Here is a 17,984-nt window from a genome sequence, read left to right on the forward strand (position 1 = left end):
ATCTAAATAAAAACAACATGAAACGAAATTTGATTTTTATACTTCTTTTTATATGCTCCGTCTTAGTAAATGCACAACCCGCTGACAGTCTGCCGGGCAATCTTTATATGAATGTTGCCGAACGACTTTTGTACACCGACGGCAATCTGAAAATTGGTGGTTACGGCGGCGTGCACTACAACCAGCCCTTCGATTCGGAAATGAAGCTAAACGGCAACATGGACGTGCACCGTTTTATCATGCTGCTTGGGTACAGTTTCAGCAACAACACCCAGTTTATTTCCGAAATCGAGTTTGAACATGTAAAAGAGGTGTATATTGAACAGGCCTTTTTGCAGCACAAAATCAACAATTCCATCAATTTCAGGGCCGGACTGATGCTCACGCCCATGGGTATTACCAACGAGTACCACGAGCCCAACCTGTTCAGGGGAGTGGAACGCCCGCTCATCGACAAGCACATTTCGCCCACTACCTGGCGCGAAATTGGCGCCGGTTTCATGGGTTACATTCTGCCGGTTTCTTTAAAATACCAGGCGTACCTGATGAATGGATTTAAAAGTTACGACGGCGGTGCCATTCTCAACGGAAGTGGTTTGCGCAGCGGGCGGCAAAAAGGTGCCGAAAGCATTTTCAGCTCACCCAGTTTTTCAGGTAAAGTAGAATATTTCGGGATTCGCGGACTCAACGTGGGGGCATCGGTTTATACAGGAAACACGCAGAGTACACTATACAACGGTGTTGAAAAAGAGAATAACACGGCGCTGGCTACAGCCGATTCGTCAGTGGTGGGAGTTGCCATGCTGGGCCTCGATGCCCGCTATTCGGTGAAAGGACTTCAGTTGAAAGGACAATACTATTACACCGGAATTTCAAATACCGGACAATACAACGAATTTACAGCCGGTGCTACCGGAGTTCCCAACGACCTGGGAAGTTCGCTCACAGGTTATTACCTGGAAGCTGCATATAACGTTTTCCGGCCGCTGGCCAACGTGCAGTCGGAGCTCACGCCGTTTGTCCGTTACGAAAAATGGAACACCCAAAACTCGGTGGAACAGGGGTCGCCAAATCCGGCTTACGATAAAAAAGCCATTATCGGCGGACTGGAATGGGAAATGGCCCGTGGAGCATTGCTTAAGGCCGACATTCAGTTTGTAAAATCAGCCGCGCAATCCGAATACGTGAAAACGTTCAACGCAGGTGTGGGCATCATGTTTTAAAAACCAGTCGTTATGAAAAAACTTTTTCTATTTTCATTTTTATTCACTGCTTTGGCTTCGTTTGGAAATGGAATACCGGATGATCTGCCCCGCCAGGTTTCACGGGAGTTAAAAAAGCAATTTGGCAAGAATGAAGTTGTTTTGGCAGAAGAAAACAACGCTGCTTTACCTGACAAAACGGGCCAATTTTTCAGAATTCTGTCCGACAGCGATTCCACCACCGAAGGTTACCTGCACTACGGACGGGTAAAAACCTGCCGGGCCGGAGGATGCGCACTGCCCGGGGGAAACGACAGTGGAACCGACAGCGAATATTTCGATTACCTGATTGTTTTTGGCACCGATGCCAGCGTGCAGGCAGTAAAAATTTATAACTACCAGGCCAGTTACGGGCACGAAATAGCTGCCCGTGGATGGCTGAAACAGTTCCGGGATTTTACAACGGACGACACACTTGATGTAGGAAAAAACATCGACGGCATTTCCGGGGCCACGGTTTCAGTTCATGCCATTACCGACGATGTGCAGTGGAAAACGCAATTGCTGAAGGAAATGATTTTGTCTGAACGATGAAATTGATGCTCAATGTAATCTTCGTGGTAATGACAGAGCTTAAACTTGCTGTCATTCCGAGTGTCCACCCAATTTTATTGGGCATAATGAGAAAATGACATAACCGGCAACTGTCATTTCGACGAGTATGCGAGGAGAAATCTGTTTCAATTACAGGGATTTCTCTCCCGGAATACCGGGATTCTCACAAAGTGATCTGCCATTGGCATCACTTCGTGGGCTTCGCGTGAAATGACATCAGCGTATGGTTTTCTAATTTATCTCATTATTAGTTATTTATAAAAATCTGTCATTGGCAGGGAAGCGACGAGGAATCCCTGCCTGTTTGTACAGATTTCTCCTCCTGCGTCGTCGAAATGACAGTGAATCTTCAAAATTCTCAAGTTAATCTTGTTTTGAATTTTGAATATTGTTTTTTGGATCTTTTTTGTTATTTGATATTTGTTATTTGATAATTTATTTTTCGTATTTATCTATCCCGGAAGTTTCCATGCTGCGATCGACTTTTTTCACGAGTCCCTGCAACACTTTTCCCGGGCCAATTTCGGTAAATGATGTGGCGCCACCGGCAATCATATTTTTCACCGTTTGCGTCCATTTCACCGGAGCTGTCAGCTGGGCAATCAGGTTTTGTTTTATTTCCGAAGGATCGGTAACCGGTTGCGCGTTCACGTTTTGGTACACCGGGCAAACCGGTTTCTGAACATCGGTGGTTTCAATGGCTGCCGCCAGTTCCTCGCGGGCCGGCTCCATCAAGGGTGAGTGAAAAGCACCGCCCACCGGCAGTTTCAGGGCACGTTTGGCCCCTTTTTCTTTGAGCAATTCGCAGGCTTTGTCAATTCCTTCAACCGACCCCGAAATGACCAGCTGACCGGGGCAGTTGTAATTGGCGGGCACCACCACACCGGCAACTGAGCTGCACACCTCTTCCACGGCTTCATCGTCGAGGCCAACAATGGCCGCCATGGTGGAAGGCTCCACCTCGCAGGCTTTCTGCATGGCCATTGCACGTTTCGATACCAGCGCCAGGCCGTCTTCAAACGTCAGCGCGCCAGCAGCCACCAACGCCGAAAACTCGCCCAGTGAGTGACCGGCCACCATGCCGGGCGCGAAATCTTCCAGTGTTTTGGCCAGCAGCACCGAGTGCAGAAAAATAGCGGGCTGTGTAACTTTGGTCTGCTTTAAATCATCAGCCGAACCTTCAAACATGATATCTGTAATGCGGAAACCCAAAATTTCGTTGGCTTTATCAAACAGTTGTTTTGCTTCCGCCGAATTCTCGTATAAGTCTTTCCCCATGCCGGGGTATTGTGCTCCCTGTCCGGGAAAAACGAATGCTTTCATTTTTGCTGCTTTTTAATTTCGGGGCAAATATATAAATTTTGGATGGGTTGCGGGAAGACAGCTGAGAAAGAGGTATTAAACGGCACAGATTACAAATCTGCGCCAGCAAGAATTTATTTGTTTATCGTTACGAAATCTCTAAAATTATTTCTGTCAATTACTTTATTTTCAGAATTATATGCTTTTGTGAAAGTTTTTGGTAGTTTTTGAATCTTTTTTTTGTTCCATTTAAATTCATAACCAAATATTTTACCTTCATATTCTTCCACGAAATCGACTTCTTGTTGTTGTCTTGTTCTCCAAAAATACGTGCGAGCCAGACTTTCCTTGTATTCAATCTGCTTAATTCTCTCCGAGATTAGGAAATTTTCCCATAAAGCGCCTTTATCCGTTCTTAAACTAAGAGGGTTAAAGTTTCCAATTACCATATTTCGAATACCGTTGTCGTAGAAATAAATCTTTTTATTGGTTTTTATTTCGTTTCTTACATTTCTACTAAAGCTACTTAGCTTAAAAACTATATATCCTTTTTGTAAAATATCGATATATTTACTAATTGTTTTTTTGTCCACATTAACTATTTGACTTAGTTCTGAATAATTCACTTCACTTCCTATTTGAAGAGCTAATGCTTGAACTAATTTATCAAGTATCTCTGGCTTACGAATATCGGCAAACGATAAAATATCTTTGTATAGATAGCTGTTTACCAAATTGCGTAGAATACCAATTTCATCGCCAACATTATTTAGAACATCAGGGTAGAATCCATATAACAATCTGTTTTCTATATCTTGTTCTGCGTATAAGTATCCGTGATGGTTTTCATATTCTTCCCAGGAAATAGGAAAGAGCTGATATTCCCATTTTCTACCGGTTAGGGGTTCGTTTATTTTGTTTGACAAATCAAATGAGGAAGAACCACTCGTGAATAGTTGCACATCTTTGAACCTGTCTGTGATAATTTTCATAGTCAACCCAATTCCTTCAATCCGTTGTGCTTCATCAATAAAAATATACTTATACTTACCAAGAATTGACCTGATTTGTTGTGTTGTTGGTCCGGTTAATAATGTTCTGGTTTTTGGGTCGTCTCCATCAAGAAGTAAATAATCATTTGATTTTAATATTGATTCAATCATTGTGGTTTTTCCTACTTGTCTGGGACCGATTACAACAATTGCTTTTCCTGAACCAATTCTTTTGATTATTCTATCGGTTAAATATCTGTTATACATCTTTTTTTAGCAAATATACTAATAATTAGCGATTATATTCCCTGTTTGTTATGTTATTTGCGGATTGTGTTCACGAATTTCGCTTGTGTCTAACGTTGGTAAATGTTGCGAAGCGGATTCCAAAGAGCCTGCCCGGCGGTGTCATTCAGGCGGGTGCAATTCCGACAGTTACCGGGAACTCATCGCCGGGCGCTGCACGTCGCTCAGAGTCCTGTTTATTAGCGGTTGTGAATCCACTCCACCCCCCTCTTATTCAAGCAGTTCTGAAACAGTTTTAAATTCATATCCTCTATTCTTTAAACCATTTACAATCATTTCAATTGCATTTATTGATTCATTTCCCCAATCATACATGGGATGTAATAAAATTATTGAGCCATTTTTTGAATGCTCGACAACATATTGTGCCATCAAATCAGAACTATCTGAAATTTTTTCAATTGATTCAGGTTCAATATCCCATAAAATTGTTTTGCGGGCATTCTGTTCAAGATAGTAAGGTAATGCCAACAACTTTTTAGCATGAGGTGGTCGAACATGAATGTCTCCTTTGTATCCGGCTTTTCTTATCAACGAGTCAGTTTTCTCTATCTCGGAGGCAATGGTTTTGTATGACCTGAAAATTAATCGTTTATGTGAATATGTATGATTTCCTATTTCGTGTCCTGAAGCAATAATTCTTTCAGTTTCTGAAAAATAATGGTGCATGGAATTTCCTGTCAGGAAGAACGTTGCTTTTACATTCAGTTTTTCTAATATTGCTATAACCGTGTCTGTATTAGGAGAAGGTCCATCGTCAAATGTTAATGCAACAACTTTCTCGTTTGTTTCTATTCTCGGATAAATTCCTCCAAAAAACTGGAATGTTTTTGAACTAGCTAAATAATACAAACCCACTAATAACATAAAAATCAGTAGTATGAAGGCTACTATTTTATATGTTTTTTTGTTTATCATTGACATTGTCGTTTTCATAATAACCGCTAACGTTTGGTACATGTTGAACTAAATCCCTGCGGGATAGCTGATTCAAAAGTACGCTCAAAGTGTTCATTTATTCTGTTGAAAACGTATTTCATTTTAATTCAATGTTCCAATTATTATTCTCCTTAAAAATTTATAGTATGTCACAAGCAAAATTCTTATTTTTGTATAACTCACTTCTTCTGACAGAGTAATTTTAAAAATAAATAATTACCTGAATTTCAACAAGAACCAAACCTAAAACCGTCGTTAAGTACATAGAAAAAAATCCTGCAAAAGAAACCGGTTGTAGTTCAACACAGAATAATCGCTGGGTCGTGCCGACCGCTCATATTCCTATTTATTGGGGGTAGTAGTTTATTGTGTCATAAATTCTTGAAACAATATTTCTGCATATAAACATCCTTTGTTCCATAAAATTTGTTTTGAAAATATTAATAATAAAGAATAAATAAATCCTAATAATACTGTCAATCCCAAAATAAAATTATTATTATCTAAGTTAATTAGAAAAATAATTACTGTGATAGGTAACGCTATTATAGTCCCACCAATTAGATTTCTAAAAAATCCGTATTCAATATTATGTTGTAAAGTTAATTTACCATTACCGACTTTCCTTCTTATTAATCCATTTGCATCTCTAATTGTTTTTCTAGCTAAATTGTCATTCTCTTGTTCTTCGTCTATATTAAGTAAAACTATATTAAAATCAGACTGTATTTTAGTTCTTAGCTTAGTTTTAAAGTTTTCTGATAGGCTAGTGTCATATAGCATTAACCATGTTGTTGTAGGGAAATAAAGTTGCTTTTTAAAATAATATTTTTCAAAAAGGTGTTTACCTAAATATCTATTTAATTGCATAAAAAAGTAAATCAATGCTATAGATATTGTAATATTTCCCAAGAATTCTATTTCACCAAGCTGTTTTAAAAAATTTATTTGCGATGAATCCAGATTCACATACTGAAAAAGAAATAAGGGTATGGCAATTAATATTGAAGGAATCAAACGAGCTTGTATATTATATTTATTTATTAAATCTTTCATTTTAAAGATTACATCTATATTTACTTGAACCATTTGGTCCAAACTCAAACTTAATTGTATTGTTGTCTTTTGTTGTCAATAATTTAACTTTCTTATCACCATAACCTGTGGAATATTTTTCGTACATCTTTACAGCTTCAGGATTGGGATGAGTATTGTTATCTCCAACAGATATAACTGTTAATTTTGGTGCTATTTTTTTAATGTGTGATGTATAATAGTATTGTTTGTCATCAGGGTCATCAAAGAATGAGATAGAACCATGATGACTGGCTAAAAGTATCGTAGATTTTAAGCTACTGGCTGAATAATTTGGAATAATAAAATCTTTCCATGATTTATAACTTGTATCCCCTGGTAACATAATACTACTTCCTTTATACTCAAGTTTAACTACTAAACTTTGGTCGTTGGAATCATCAAAATCTGAGTTCTTACCATTCATTACCCTCAGCTTACACTCGCCAAAAGTCCAGTATTTCTTAGCACTGATTTCTTTTCCTATTTGCCTTTTTAAATTCATATACTGTTTATAAACGGATGATTCAATTGTTGTTCCAGCAACTCCGCTATCCCAAATTTCCTTAATTCCAAATTTGTCATGCAGTTTTTTTACACCTCTTGAATGGTCTCCATCTCTGTGTGAGTTAATAAAAATATCTATAGAGGATTCTCCTATTTCACTTTCTACATAATCTAGGATTCTCTCTTCGTTTTCATCCGTTATATTACAATCTTTTACGATTATTTTACTATTAGGTATTTTTATTAATACCATATTCCCTTGTCCAACGTTAATAAAATGTACTTCCATGTCGATTATTTTTTACTATTACCCCCAACGGTCACTTGTAAGTTGTCGTTGCGGATTTCGGAGCTCGTTCTTGTCCGGTAGGGCGGAACGATGTTGCGAGAATCCAGCGAACGACTTACCACGAACCCCGCAATGCAATTTACAATTTGTTATGTGGCGTTTTTTATTCTAATGATTCATATATTTTTTTTAACTCAGAATTGATTTCATTAATCGGACGAGAAGACATTATTAAGTTTCTTATTTTGGTATTTGTATCAATAACTAACTTTAAACCATCCATTTTGACGTAATCCATTAGCTCCTCTGAGGTACTCTCAAGATTTTCTATTTGTTCTTCAAGTTCTTTAAGAGAACCATATTCATCATCCATGTCACTTAAACCAAGAGCATTTGTTTCATCTTTATCTTCTTTGGTCAGGTCAACTAAAATCTCTTCATATCCTGATTTGTATAAGGCTTTTAGAACTATTTCCGTAAGTAATGGTACGGTTGTACTTAAATATAGCGGAACCTGAGTAAAACCTTTTGCTTCTGCATAATAGTTTATCCCTGCAAGGAAGGATACGCCCATTGCGTTAGATAGTAACCTTTTTTTATTTATTTTTCTTTCAAAGTTTGAGATTATTTGGTCTTTAATTTCTGATTTTTTTAATTGGTCATAAATAAATTTGTTTGAAATACCATCCTTTTTAAAAGAAGTTAGAATTTCATGTATTGGAAACCAATCTCTATGAAATTGTGATTCATATGGTTTTACTATTGAATTTAGATAGCCAATTATACTTCCACAACCTCCATTGTTAATTTCAAGTATAAAATTTTCATCCTCTAATATTCTAACATCAACATCGTTTTTCTTATATGTCTGGTCTAAATTAAAGTAATACTCTAAACTTGTCGGAAAAACAATAACCATCTTATCGTCTTTTGATTCAAAGTATGCTATATAATTGAATAACTTTATTATCGACGAATACTTTTGTTTATCTCCAATAATTTCTTTCAAATCGGGAGCAGGGCCAGGAAAAGTAATTTTTTTTCTGAAACTAAATTTATGATAATCTATTTCTTCATTCTCCAAAGTATCCAATAATAAGTTCGAATATTTAATTGATTTATTTAGTTCACGTTTATCGCTTGTTTTTAAGTATTTGCAATATGACAAAAGTGATTTACTTTTTAACCAATCAATTTTAAGACCAACAAAATGAATAGTAATTTTGGAAAATTCTTTTTTAGTACAAAGGTTGTTTTCAAGCAATTCTTGTTTTATCTCATTTGCCAGTTTTCCATTAATTAATGCAATATCATCTTTAATAAATTTAAGCTCCTTTTCTGCTTTTTCGATATCTTTATTGTCTAGTAAAAAAATCAAGTGTGGGTTTTGAACAAAATGTATTAACATGTTATTCCAACCCACTCCATAGTTCAAATAAAGTTTTTTATTACAGTATAGAGAGAATAAGGTACTTCTCATAAAAGAAAACATAAATAGAATAGTAGATGATAAATTTGCTTTATTAACAATCGTTTGATTATTAATTAATTTAATTACTTCTGATTTATCTTTCATCTGGTTTTTAGAAAGAAATTCTTTCACATCATTGTGGACTTGAAGGTTTATTGCATCATTTATCCGACCTGAAAGTAACCTGTCAATAAGAATGCTTGAATTCATTAATCGAGCAATTTGATTTGTGTCAAAGTGCTTCACCGCATAATATAGAATTGGGATATAATTGGTCACATAAGTTTGTGTAAAAGCTATTATATCATTAGTATTTCTGGTAAGGAATAATTCACCAATCAGTTGCTTCTCAACAGAAATTAATTTTTTCTCCGTCTTAACTAATTCGGTCTTTTTCATAATATTTAGTTTTAGGTAAATGCGATTTTATAAGGTTTAAAAAGTAATTACATAATAAAGGCTTATATTTTTATCCCAGTATTTCAAAATGCCACATAACTCTGTTGTCTGCGATCCACAGCTATACAATATTTCTTTATAGCGGAAATATTGTAAACCTTTCTTATTTCGTATTTCCATTTCACCGAACGGGTTTTTAATGGGTAACAATTCTCACTCCCTCCGGAAATAAAAACTGGTGCACCGGAATCCATTGAAACCGGTAAAAGCTGAATATACGGTAACCTTTTTCGCTGTTGGAAGTGAAATGTTGTGTTGCCAAGCGGTATTTGCAGTTTTTTGTTCAATGGTTGATTATTGGTTTTCAGCCATTAAAAGTAGAAAAACATTTTTGGAAGGGCAAGAAAATGTGCTGAAATTCAGGTATTCCACTTCCTCAGAAAAAACTGCATTGTTATTTTGTTTCCGTCAGCACCACCGCCAGCGGCGACTGGCATTTATTCTTTTGGGTTCTTTTTTAACATCTTATACCCCACCTTAAAACCAATACCAACAAAGATTATAATAATCCCAAATGTCAAATAGTCCCATTCACCTCTGAAATTCACTGATGAAAAATTACTTTGCCGACCACCAATTTGGGAGAGTAAAAATTGAAAAATATTTGCTATTACAAATCCAAACCCAGAGATATAGAATAATTTATTTAAAATGATTAGCAAGTCGGAAATATCGTCTTTTTGCTTATTTGTCTCTTTGTTAATGTATTTGTCCCTCAGGAAATTTAATACCATTACAAGAAGGTAAACTACAATAATTGCAAAAACCAATTTTATGAAAATCGAGGTAAAGCCTCCTAAAAAGTCGGCATTCAGGTTAAAAGATTGTTTTTGGTCCATTCGGTAATTTTTAAAGATTTATAATTTATGCTTAGTACCACTATTGTCCGGCTTTAATGGCTAAAGCCTCTATATGACGCGGTTTTTATATCTTTTTTGCATGCTTTACCACAACGCTTGAGCAGATGTACTTATTACTTTGTAATTTTTCCACCGGTTAAAAATACCAATATTTTGTTAAAAAGCAATTCAAGCACAGCAGTTTCAAAAAATCAAACTCAAAACGAGATACTTGATCAAAAGACCTGCAACACTGTAAATCAAAAAATCCCTGAACCTGAATTTTAACATTCCGGCCACAAGTGCGATAATGGGCGATGAAAGCGGGAACAGGTTAAAAATAAAAACAGTGAGCATACCATACTTTCGAATGTTTTTTTCAGCCTTCCGGATCCGTTTTTCTCCCACAAAATAGTGAATGAATTTTCCGCTAAATGAAAGCCCGATAAAGTAATCGATAATTTGCGCGGCTGTGGCTGTTAAAAGTGCGATTGCAATCAATTGGGCAGCATTGAAAAAAGAGAGGTAATATACAAATGCCATTTCAACCGGCATGAGCAAAAAGAAGAGGTAGCCTGAAAAATGAATGAGCACGAACGACTGGATGCTTTGTGTTCGGTCGGCGTACAATTCTCTGCCAATGGTTAGCGAAAATATTACAATTGCTGCAACCAGTGGAAGGATTACACCAATTATTTTCGGTATCGATAGTTTTTTGTTTTCCATAACTGCCCCGACAGTATGATGAAACTACGTAGCAAAAACCTGTACATGAAAATTTATCGACAAGTTACCTGAAATATTCGTTATACAGGTAAACAAACAAGGCAACCTTTCCGGAAAAATCAAATCACCCCATTTCAAACTACTCCACGGTAACCGATTTTGCCAGGTTGCGGGGCTGATCCACATTGCAGCCGCGCAAAACGGCAATGTGGTAGGCCAGCAGTTGCAGCGGAATTACTGCCAGCAGCGGTGCCAGCGCCGGATGTGAGCGAGGGATTTCGATGACATCGTCGGTGAGCTCTTTCAGCCCGGTGTCGCCTTCGGTAACAATGGCAATTACATTGCCCTTCCGGGCTTTCACCTCCTGTATATTGCTGATAATCTTTTCGTACCACGCATCCTGCGGGGCAACCACCACCACGGGCAGGTTATCGTCAACCAGGGCAATGGGGCCGTGTTTCATTTCGCCGGCGGCATACCCTTCGGCATGAATATAGGAAATCTCTTTCAGTTTCAGCGCGCCCTCCATCGCCACCGGGAACAGGGTACCGCGTCCCAGGTAAAGGGCATTCACCGCATCTTTGTATTTTTCGGCCACCTGCCTGATTTTTTCATTGTTTTCGAGAATGGCCCTCCCCTTTTTGGGTATTTCAGCCAGCTCTTTCACCAGCAAACTGTACTCTTCATCTGAAATCGTCCCCCTGGTTTTGGCGAGTTTCAGGGTAAAAAGGGTGAGCACCGTCACCTGCGCCGTGAATGCTTTGGTGGAAGCCACCCCGATTTCCACACCGGCATGGGTGTAAACGCCCGCCTCTGTTTCGCGCGACAATGTGGAGCCCACCACGTTGCAGATGCCCAGCACCAGCGCACCTTTTTCACGGGCCAGCCGCAGGGCAGCCAGCGTATCGGCCGTTTCTCCGCTCTGGCTTATCAGAATCACCACATCGTTTTTGTTTAGTAAAGGTTTGCGGTACCTGAACTCGGATGCATATTCCACTTCAACCGGAATTTGGGCAAAATCTTCCAGCAGGTATTCGGCAATAAGCGCCGCGTGCCATGAAGTGCCGCAGCCAATTATAACAATCCGCCCGGCTTTGGCAATTCGCGGAAAAACATGGTGCAGGCCCCCCAGCACAATATCCGAATATTCGGGTTTAAGGCGGCCTTTAAACGTATCTTCGATGGTTTGCGGCTGCTCGAAAATCTCTTTCAGCATAAAATGTTCGAAACCATTTTTATCCAGCTCGCCAATTTGCATGTCGAGATTTGAAATGGTAACCGAGACCGGTTTGTTTTCAATATTTTTCAGGGTGAAATTATTTTTTTGAAGAACGGCCATGTCGTAATCGTTCAGGTAAACCACATGGCTGGTGAATTCGGCAATGGGCGAGGCATCGCTGGCCACAAAGTATTCGTTTTTTCCCAGTCCCACCACCAGCGGACTGCCCTTCCGGGCAACTATCAGCTTGTCTTTTTCGCGGCTGCACAACACGGCAATTCCGTATGCACCTACTACTTTCGACAATGCCAGCTGAACCGCCATTTCAGCGGTTACCTCATCACTTTGCATGTAAAAATATTCCATCAGGTTAGCCAGCACTTCGGTGTCTGTTTCGCTTCTGAAACTAAATTTATGTTTTTCCAGATCAGTTTTCAGCCGGGCGTAATTTTCGATTATCCCATTATGTACTACCGAAAAAATCCGGTTCGCCGATAAATGCGGATGCGCATTTTTGTCGCTGGGTTCGCCGTGTGTTGCCCAGCGGGTGTGCCCAATACCTGTGTCGCCGGAAATATTTTGTGTTCCGGCAAACCGTTCAAGATCGGATACCTTTCCCGCTTTTTTAAAAACTTCCAGCGATCCGTTCAGCAAGGCCACACCCGCCGAATCGTATCCGCGGTACTCCAGTTTTTTCAATCCGTTTAACAAAACAGGGAATGCTTCCCGGGTTCCAATGTATCCTACAATTCCGCACATAATTAATTCAGTTTATTTCAACCTTCAGTTTCATGGTCTGCTTCATCCGGGTAATCAACTCGTCGCCAAGCATTTCTTTGGTTTTCATGTGTTGCCGGATGGCATTTACCGTTTCATTTTTTTCGAACTCTCCCCGCACTTCAGCAAAATCGAGCTCGCGGGCGCCGTTTTGGCCATCCACTCCGAAGCCGGTCATTTTAGTGAGTGAAAACTCTTTTTTCGCATCTTCGTAGAGCAACCGGTCGATGCCCAACACGCTCTCTTTCCATTTTTCCACCACTGTAATCACGTCAGCAGCTGTGAATTCGTTTATGGGTTTATCGTAAAACGCGCCCAACACATCGGCAGCCCAGGTCCATTCGTAATTGTAATAATTTTTATGAAGGGCGAACAAAGCAGCGTTTACCTCTTCCAGGGTGGTTGTTTCACTATTTTCAACCGACTTTAATAATCTGTCGAGCGCCTCAAAAGGGCAAATCAACCCCGACAAATCAACCCAAAACCCTTTGCCTACGGGGGTGTCCGGATTAAGTGTTTCCCTAATTTCATCGTTTGAGCGATAGTTTTTGCCCCGCAGACGGGAAATCAGTGAATTGCCCAAAAATTTCCAGATAGCCATTTCGTAAAGCTTAATGCCGCGTTCGAGTGCCCGCTTTTCAATTTTCATTTTGTCGTAGCTGTATTCACTGGCAAATTCGCCTGAATATTTTTGGATATCCATCAGCTTTTGCCGGCCTTTCAGCATTTTATGAATGGTGTAAGGACTGAGCAGATTAAAATTTATCAAATCGAGCAAATTGGAATCTTTTCGGTTATCGCGGCGGGGCCATTTTTGGGTGTCGCGCACGGTTCCTATACTTTTCAGGTTTATGCCCGGTACCAGTATGCTTTCGTCGTTGCTTTCAATCAGGTACGAAAACGGGAAATCGGCGGTATCGCAGTGTTTGTAGTGGCGCCCCATCACAAGCGAAAAAGCGCCGATACGCGATGGCCAGAGCAGGTACGAGTCGCTGGTGGTTTTGGCACCGCGCTCCATAATTCCCTGGTGAATTGGCCCCAGTTTATACAAATGGTTACTCTGATTGGAGCCACTCCCGGCATTTAAAAACGAAAACATTCCGGCAATCAGCAGGGTAGATTTATGGTGCGTAACTGTGTATGGGCCGGCAAAAACAGAGGAGGCCTCGCCGTGAAATCCCTGGCAATTGGCAAAGAACAGCGAGTTTACTGCCGAATAGTGCTTATCGAGAATACACCCCTGCCCTACAAAACATTTTGAAATAAGTGTAGCGTCAGTAATCCGGCTTCCGGAACAAACGATGAAATCTTCCATAATCACCCCTTCTCCAATAACTACCGGCGCTTCGCGGGTGCTGTTAATGCTCCCGTTTTGCAATTTTTTTCCCCCGTCAATCGAAGTCTGCGGTCCGATTTTCACGTTCAGCACTGTGTTGCAGTTTAATATTTTGGAATGGGCGCCAATGGTCCCCACCGAACTTTTAATGTTTTCAACATAATTGCCCACCATTTTTTTCAGGTTGGCTACCACTGTGGGCCGGTGCCGGTAAAGTGTCAGCATGTATGCAATATGGGTTGAAAGGAAGTCGTAAATTGGAATGGCCCGGCCTCCGCTTTCATTTATGGCTTCCACCTCCACTCCGTTGCCAAACGCCGATTCACCATCCACGGCAATTGTAGTCACATTGTGGATAACCACCCCCTCGCCGATGTAGTAATTGGCGATATAGCTTCGCACATTGTGAATCAGTGCGTCTTTACCTACCTCACAATTATGCAACCAGGCATTATAAATACCTGTATGGAAGGTAATCCCACCCACCAGATTCACCGACTTCATGAAACTGTTGAGGCGGATGTACCCAGTGAACTTGGTATTTTCTATATTATCGGGCGAAAAATCGGGGGAGACCTTAACCAGGTTCCAGTCGGGCGAAGAACACCCCTGGTAAATCAACTGGCCAATTTCATCATTATTTATCGGGCGATAGAAATCTTCTACTTTGTGTCTCTTCATGTTCTGGTATGTTTTCGATGAACCAAATATATGGCAGTTAAAACCAATCACCCATCAAAAAACATAACAAAAACATAAATAACCAATCAGTAAACCTATCACTTAAAATCCAATAAACTGATTTTAAACAAAAAAAATTATATTAAAACAAAACACAAAGTTAAAACAAATTAAAAAAAACCTGATATAATTAAAATTTCATGAATAAAAAAAGGTAGCTGAAAGGTTTTGTTTCTGCAATACACGTCCCCTTGAATTTCAGGTTAAATTCTGCCCCTGACCAGTCGGCAGGAATTTCAGAATGACGTTGCAAAAAACTTTTCAGCTACCCTCGTTATCCGCTAACCAACGGAAATTAATCTATTCCGCGCATCATCTTTTTCAGCCAGGGAGAAATAGCGAACATGAGCAATGCAGCCGACCCGGATGTAATTACCAGGAAGAGGAAAATATTCATATCGGGCAAATAATTTTCCAGAATACTCCTGAGGGCACCTGCAAGGTAGTTGGCAAGCGCAATAGAAGCAAACCACAATCCCATCATCAGCGAAGTAATTTTGGGTGGAGAAAGTTTGCTGATCATACTCAGTCCGATTGGGCTCAGGCAAAGTTCGCCTGTGGTATGAAGCACATAAACTCCCACCAGCCACATTGGGCTAACCAGGTTTTGCGGTGAAGCCATTGAATCGGCAGTAAACATTACCACAAACCCCAGTGAAAGCAGGAACAATCCTAATCCAAATTTCACGGGTGTTGAGGGATTTCTGCGGCCCAGTGCCACCCACAACATGGAAAAAACCGGTGCCAGTGCAACAATGGCAATGGCATTCACCGACTGGAACCATGTGGCATTGATTTCAAAGTCGCCCACCATGCGGTTGGTTAAATCGCGGGCAAAAAGGTTAAAGGTGCCACCGGCCTGTTCAAAACCTGACCAGAAGAACACATTAAAGAAGGCAAAAACAAGGATAGCCCCGATACGGCTCCACTCTGTTTTTCCCGTTGTATTTTTAATAATGATATAAGCAATAGCAGCAACTGCAACAAAAATTCCTACACGAATAATTATGGTTGTAGTTGTTTCCGGCAATGTCCACCATGTTTTCACAAAAAGATAAACAACGGCAATCATACCACCTGCCCAAACCAACACATCCAACCAGTCGCGTCCGTTAAGTTTCGCTTTTTCGGTAGTAAACTTACGTTTGGGACCGAAACCGATTGTCCCCAGTTTGGATTCCTGGGTCCAAAACCAGAAAGTACCTACAAACATACCAACCGATGCTGAGCCAAATCCCCATGCCCAGCCGACTGATTCGCCAAGGTATCCGGCCACCAGTGGTGCAAGGAAAGCACCAATGTTGATTCCCATGTAAAAAATAGTAAATGCCGAATCTTTTCTCGGGTCGCCGTCAGCATACAGCCGCCCTACCATTGTGGAAATGTTGGGCTTGAAAAAGCCATTACCCAAAATAAGCAATCCCAGTCCAATGTAGAGCCAGTATTGACGAGCTTCCATCATCGCCTCGGGCGACATACTCACCACACTTCTAATGGATTCGGAATAGGCCATGGCTGCCTGCCCCAGGCCCATTACAAGACCGCCAATCATAATGGCTTTTCGCTGGCCAATCATACGGTCGGCTACAATCCCACCTATAATCGGCGTCAGATAAACAAGTCCTGTAAATATTCCGTAAATTTCAAGTGCATGGTTTTCGGCAAAGGCAAAACCACCGTTCACAATAGTTGAGGTTAGGTACAATACTAAAAGGGCACGCATGCCATAGTAACTAAACCTTTCCCACATTTCGGTAAAGAAAAGCACCCAAAGTCCGGATGGATGTTTTTGAGATGGTGTATTCATTCTTTCAAATTTTATAATTTTAAAATTTCATTTATTCTCAAAAATGAGGATGAAACCTTTCTCATTGTCAACTCTTGCTTAAAAAGACAACAAATAAACAGGCCGAAAATTAATATAGAAACCCACAAGTTCATCCGCAAGACAAGGCAAAAATACAGTTTGTCAGAAATATTTAGGTGTTATTTCTCATATTGTGAAAAAAAATATGTGGAAACTTTAAATTTTCAAAATTACGTGGCAACTGGAAAAGTGCAACAAACGAAAACTTTATAAAAGGAATTAAATTTCGGAGAGATAATTTGCCAACCGCTCTTCATGACTGACTTTCAGCTTCCTTCGAAGCCTCACGCGGGCTACTTCAACACTTTGCGGCGACTGGTTTTTCAGCCCTGCAATTTCCTTGCTTGAAAGGCCGAGCCGCAGGCAGGCACATAATTTTTTATCGTTTGAGCTAATCCGCGGATGCTTTTGCAGCAAGCGGTCCATGTAGCCCGGGTGCAGCTTTTCCAGCTGGCTTTCTACCATTTCCCAGTCAATGGTTGTGACAGCAGCTTTATCCAAAAGTTTCAAAAGTTGCTGCATTCGCTCGCTTTTTTGATTGGGCGCCTCTTCCTTCAGGCGTTTTAACTGCCGAGTAACCGTGGCAATGAGTTCATTTTTTTGAGACAGCTGGAGCAGAAAAGTAATCAGGTCGCGCTCTTTCATTTCCAGTTCCGACTTCAGGCGCTGTTTGTTCCGGGATTCAATTTCCCTGCCTTCCGAAAGATTATTGATGTGCCCCAGCGCCCGCTTGAGTTTTGTGGTATCGTGAACAGAAGCACGGATACCGAGGTAGCGCCCCTGCCTGGAATAAACCCCGCGAACATTAATTGAGCACCAGCGCATTTGCCGTGTGCGTGTGAGAATCCTGAATTCGAGCGAAGGTTTCACGAACATTTGATCGAGTGCCCCGGAAATAAACGTATCGAATTTTTCGCGATCAGGGTTATAAACAATCAGTTCGGAAACCGAAGGTGCCAACATAACCTGGTTGGCCGTGTAGCCTGTAAGATCGTGGCATGAAGGGGAACAATAATTAATTTTTCCGTTGGGATGAAACCACAACTCCCAGCTAAAGGTAAAGTCAGCTATCCGCTGATAAAACAGGCGTTGTTCCTGCTCTTCATGGAGTTGCGCTTTTACTTCTTCAAATTCAAATTTTAGTTCCGAAAGTTTTAGTTCCAGTTCCTTTGCACGATTTGAAGCCTGTTCATTTTGTCTGCCACTCATCTTAAAAACATAATTTTTTTGAAATGAAATTTATTTGGCATGAGACAATAAAATTAAACAATCGTATTAAGATTCACAACAGTGAAATTTGTTTTTAACATAATATTTGAAGTA

Annotated in this window: 14 protein-coding genes; 2 read left to right on the forward strand and 12 right to left on the reverse strand. The window is 40.2% G+C overall.

Going from position 1 to position 17,984, the window contains the following annotated elements:
- Positions 1-17 precede the first annotated feature (17 nt).
- Both BUC07_RS16305 and BUC07_RS16310 read left to right on the forward strand, forming a co-directional pair.
- On the forward strand, positions 18-1,223 hold the full coding sequence (locus BUC07_RS16305) for a hypothetical protein (RefSeq protein ID WP_073172097.1): 1,206 nt from the start codon (positions 18-20) through the stop codon (positions 1,221-1,223).
- Positions 1,224-1,235: 12 nt separating this feature from the next.
- On the forward strand, positions 1,236-1,796 hold the full coding sequence (locus BUC07_RS16310; protein ID WP_073172014.1) for an FMN-binding protein: 561 nt from the start codon (positions 1,236-1,238) through the stop codon (positions 1,794-1,796).
- A gap of 456 nt (positions 1,797-2,252) precedes the next feature.
- Here the strand turns inward: BUC07_RS16310 and fabD are convergent, their stop codons facing one another.
- From fabD to BUC07_RS16380, 12 genes are all read right to left on the reverse strand, one after another.
- Positions 2,253-3,140, reverse strand: coding sequence for an ACP S-malonyltransferase (gene fabD / locus BUC07_RS16315; RefSeq protein WP_073172017.1), 888 nt, complete (start codon positions 3,138-3,140; stop codon positions 2,253-2,255).
- Between the two features lie 113 nt (positions 3,141-3,253).
- Positions 3,254-4,378 (reverse strand): ATP-binding protein, encoded by a 1,125-nt coding sequence (locus BUC07_RS16320; RefSeq protein WP_073172021.1) that lies wholly within the window; start codon positions 4,376-4,378, stop codon positions 3,254-3,256.
- A gap of 249 nt (positions 4,379-4,627) precedes the next feature.
- A complete protein-coding gene (locus tag BUC07_RS16325) occupies positions 4,628-5,335 on the reverse strand; it encodes a polysaccharide deacetylase family protein (protein ID WP_073172101.1) in 708 nt (235 codons plus the stop codon).
- A gap of 384 nt (positions 5,336-5,719) precedes the next feature.
- The gene (locus BUC07_RS16330) at positions 5,720-6,412 is read right to left on the reverse strand and encodes a hypothetical protein (RefSeq protein ID WP_139279618.1); all 693 of its coding nucleotides are present in this window, start codon (positions 6,410-6,412) and stop codon (positions 5,720-5,722) included.
- Between the two features lies 1 nt (position 6,413).
- Positions 6,414-7,226: a ComEC/Rec2 family competence protein gene (locus BUC07_RS16335; RefSeq protein ID WP_139279619.1), complete on the reverse strand. Its 813-nt coding sequence runs from the start codon at positions 7,224-7,226 to the stop codon at positions 6,414-6,416.
- A gap of 163 nt (positions 7,227-7,389) precedes the next feature.
- Positions 7,390-9,096 carry a hypothetical protein gene (locus BUC07_RS16340; RefSeq protein WP_073172029.1) on the reverse strand — a complete coding sequence of 569 codons (1,707 nt, stop codon included), beginning with the start codon at positions 9,094-9,096 and terminating at the stop codon, positions 7,390-7,392.
- Positions 9,097-9,593: 497 nt separating this feature from the next.
- Complete coding sequence (locus BUC07_RS16350) at positions 9,594-9,995, reverse strand: hypothetical protein (protein ID WP_073172033.1); 402 nt, start codon at positions 9,993-9,995, stop codon at positions 9,594-9,596.
- A 204-nt stretch (positions 9,996-10,199) separates the two neighbouring features.
- Entirely contained in the window at positions 10,200-10,721 is a 522-nt protein-coding gene (locus tag BUC07_RS16355) for a DedA family protein (protein WP_073172035.1), read from the reverse strand.
- Between the two features lie 139 nt (positions 10,722-10,860).
- Entirely contained in the window at positions 10,861-12,699 is a 1,839-nt protein-coding gene (gene glmS, locus BUC07_RS16360; RefSeq protein ID WP_073172037.1) for a glutamine--fructose-6-phosphate transaminase (isomerizing), read from the reverse strand.
- A 7-nt stretch (positions 12,700-12,706) separates the two neighbouring features.
- The gene (locus BUC07_RS16365; protein ID WP_073172104.1) at positions 12,707-14,734 is read right to left on the reverse strand and encodes a DUF4954 family protein; all 2,028 of its coding nucleotides are present in this window, start codon (positions 14,732-14,734) and stop codon (positions 12,707-12,709) included.
- 355 nt (positions 14,735-15,089) lie between these two features.
- Positions 15,090-16,601 (reverse strand): peptide MFS transporter, encoded by a 1,512-nt coding sequence (locus BUC07_RS16370; RefSeq protein ID WP_073172039.1) that lies wholly within the window; start codon positions 16,599-16,601, stop codon positions 15,090-15,092.
- A 279-nt stretch (positions 16,602-16,880) separates the two neighbouring features.
- Positions 16,881-17,870 (reverse strand): PAS domain-containing protein, encoded by a 990-nt coding sequence (locus tag BUC07_RS16380; RefSeq protein WP_073172046.1) that lies wholly within the window; start codon positions 17,868-17,870, stop codon positions 16,881-16,883.
- Between the last annotated feature and the right edge of the window lie 114 nt (positions 17,871-17,984).

This window comes from Tangfeifania diversioriginum, from assembly GCF_900141875.1.
GTDB lineage: Bacteria > Bacteroidota > Bacteroidia > Bacteroidales > Prolixibacteraceae > Tangfeifania > Tangfeifania diversioriginum.

Coding starts and splice junctions, on each gene's coding strand:
- glmS (WP_073172037.1), bottom strand. CDS start 12,699: ATGTGCGGAATTGTAGGATACATTGGAACCCGGGAAGCATTCCCTGTT.
- BUC07_RS16330 (WP_139279618.1), bottom strand. CDS start 6,412: ATGAAAGATTTAATAAATAAATATAATATACAAGCTCGTTTGATTCCT.
- BUC07_RS16365 (WP_073172104.1), bottom strand. CDS start 14,734: ATGAAGAGACACAAAGTAGAAGATTTCTATCGCCCGATAAATAATGAT.
- BUC07_RS16350 (WP_073172033.1), bottom strand. CDS start 9,995: ATGGACCAAAAACAATCTTTTAACCTGAATGCCGACTTTTTAGGAGGC.
- BUC07_RS16320 (WP_073172021.1), bottom strand. CDS start 4,378: ATGTATAACAGATATTTAACCGATAGAATAATCAAAAGAATTGGTTCA.
- BUC07_RS16325 (WP_073172101.1), bottom strand. CDS start 5,335: ATGATAAACAAAAAAACATATAAAATAGTAGCCTTCATACTACTGATT.
- BUC07_RS16340 (WP_073172029.1), bottom strand. CDS start 9,096: ATGAAAAAGACCGAATTAGTTAAGACGGAGAAAAAATTAATTTCTGTT.
- BUC07_RS16355 (WP_073172035.1), bottom strand. CDS start 10,721: ATGGAAAACAAAAAACTATCGATACCGAAAATAATTGGTGTAATCCTT.
- fabD (WP_073172017.1), bottom strand. CDS start 3,140: ATGAAAGCATTCGTTTTTCCCGGACAGGGAGCACAATACCCCGGCATG.
- BUC07_RS16380 (WP_073172046.1), bottom strand. CDS start 17,870: ATGAGTGGCAGACAAAATGAACAGGCTTCAAATCGTGCAAAGGAACTG.
- BUC07_RS16310 (WP_073172014.1), top strand. CDS start 1,236: ATGAAAAAACTTTTTCTATTTTCATTTTTATTCACTGCTTTGGCTTCG.
- BUC07_RS16370 (WP_073172039.1), bottom strand. CDS start 16,601: ATGAATACACCATCTCAAAAACATCCATCCGGACTTTGGGTGCTTTTC.
- BUC07_RS16305 (WP_073172097.1), top strand. CDS start 18: ATGAAACGAAATTTGATTTTTATACTTCTTTTTATATGCTCCGTCTTA.
- BUC07_RS16335 (WP_139279619.1), bottom strand. CDS start 7,226: ATGGAAGTACATTTTATTAACGTTGGACAAGGGAATATGGTATTAATA.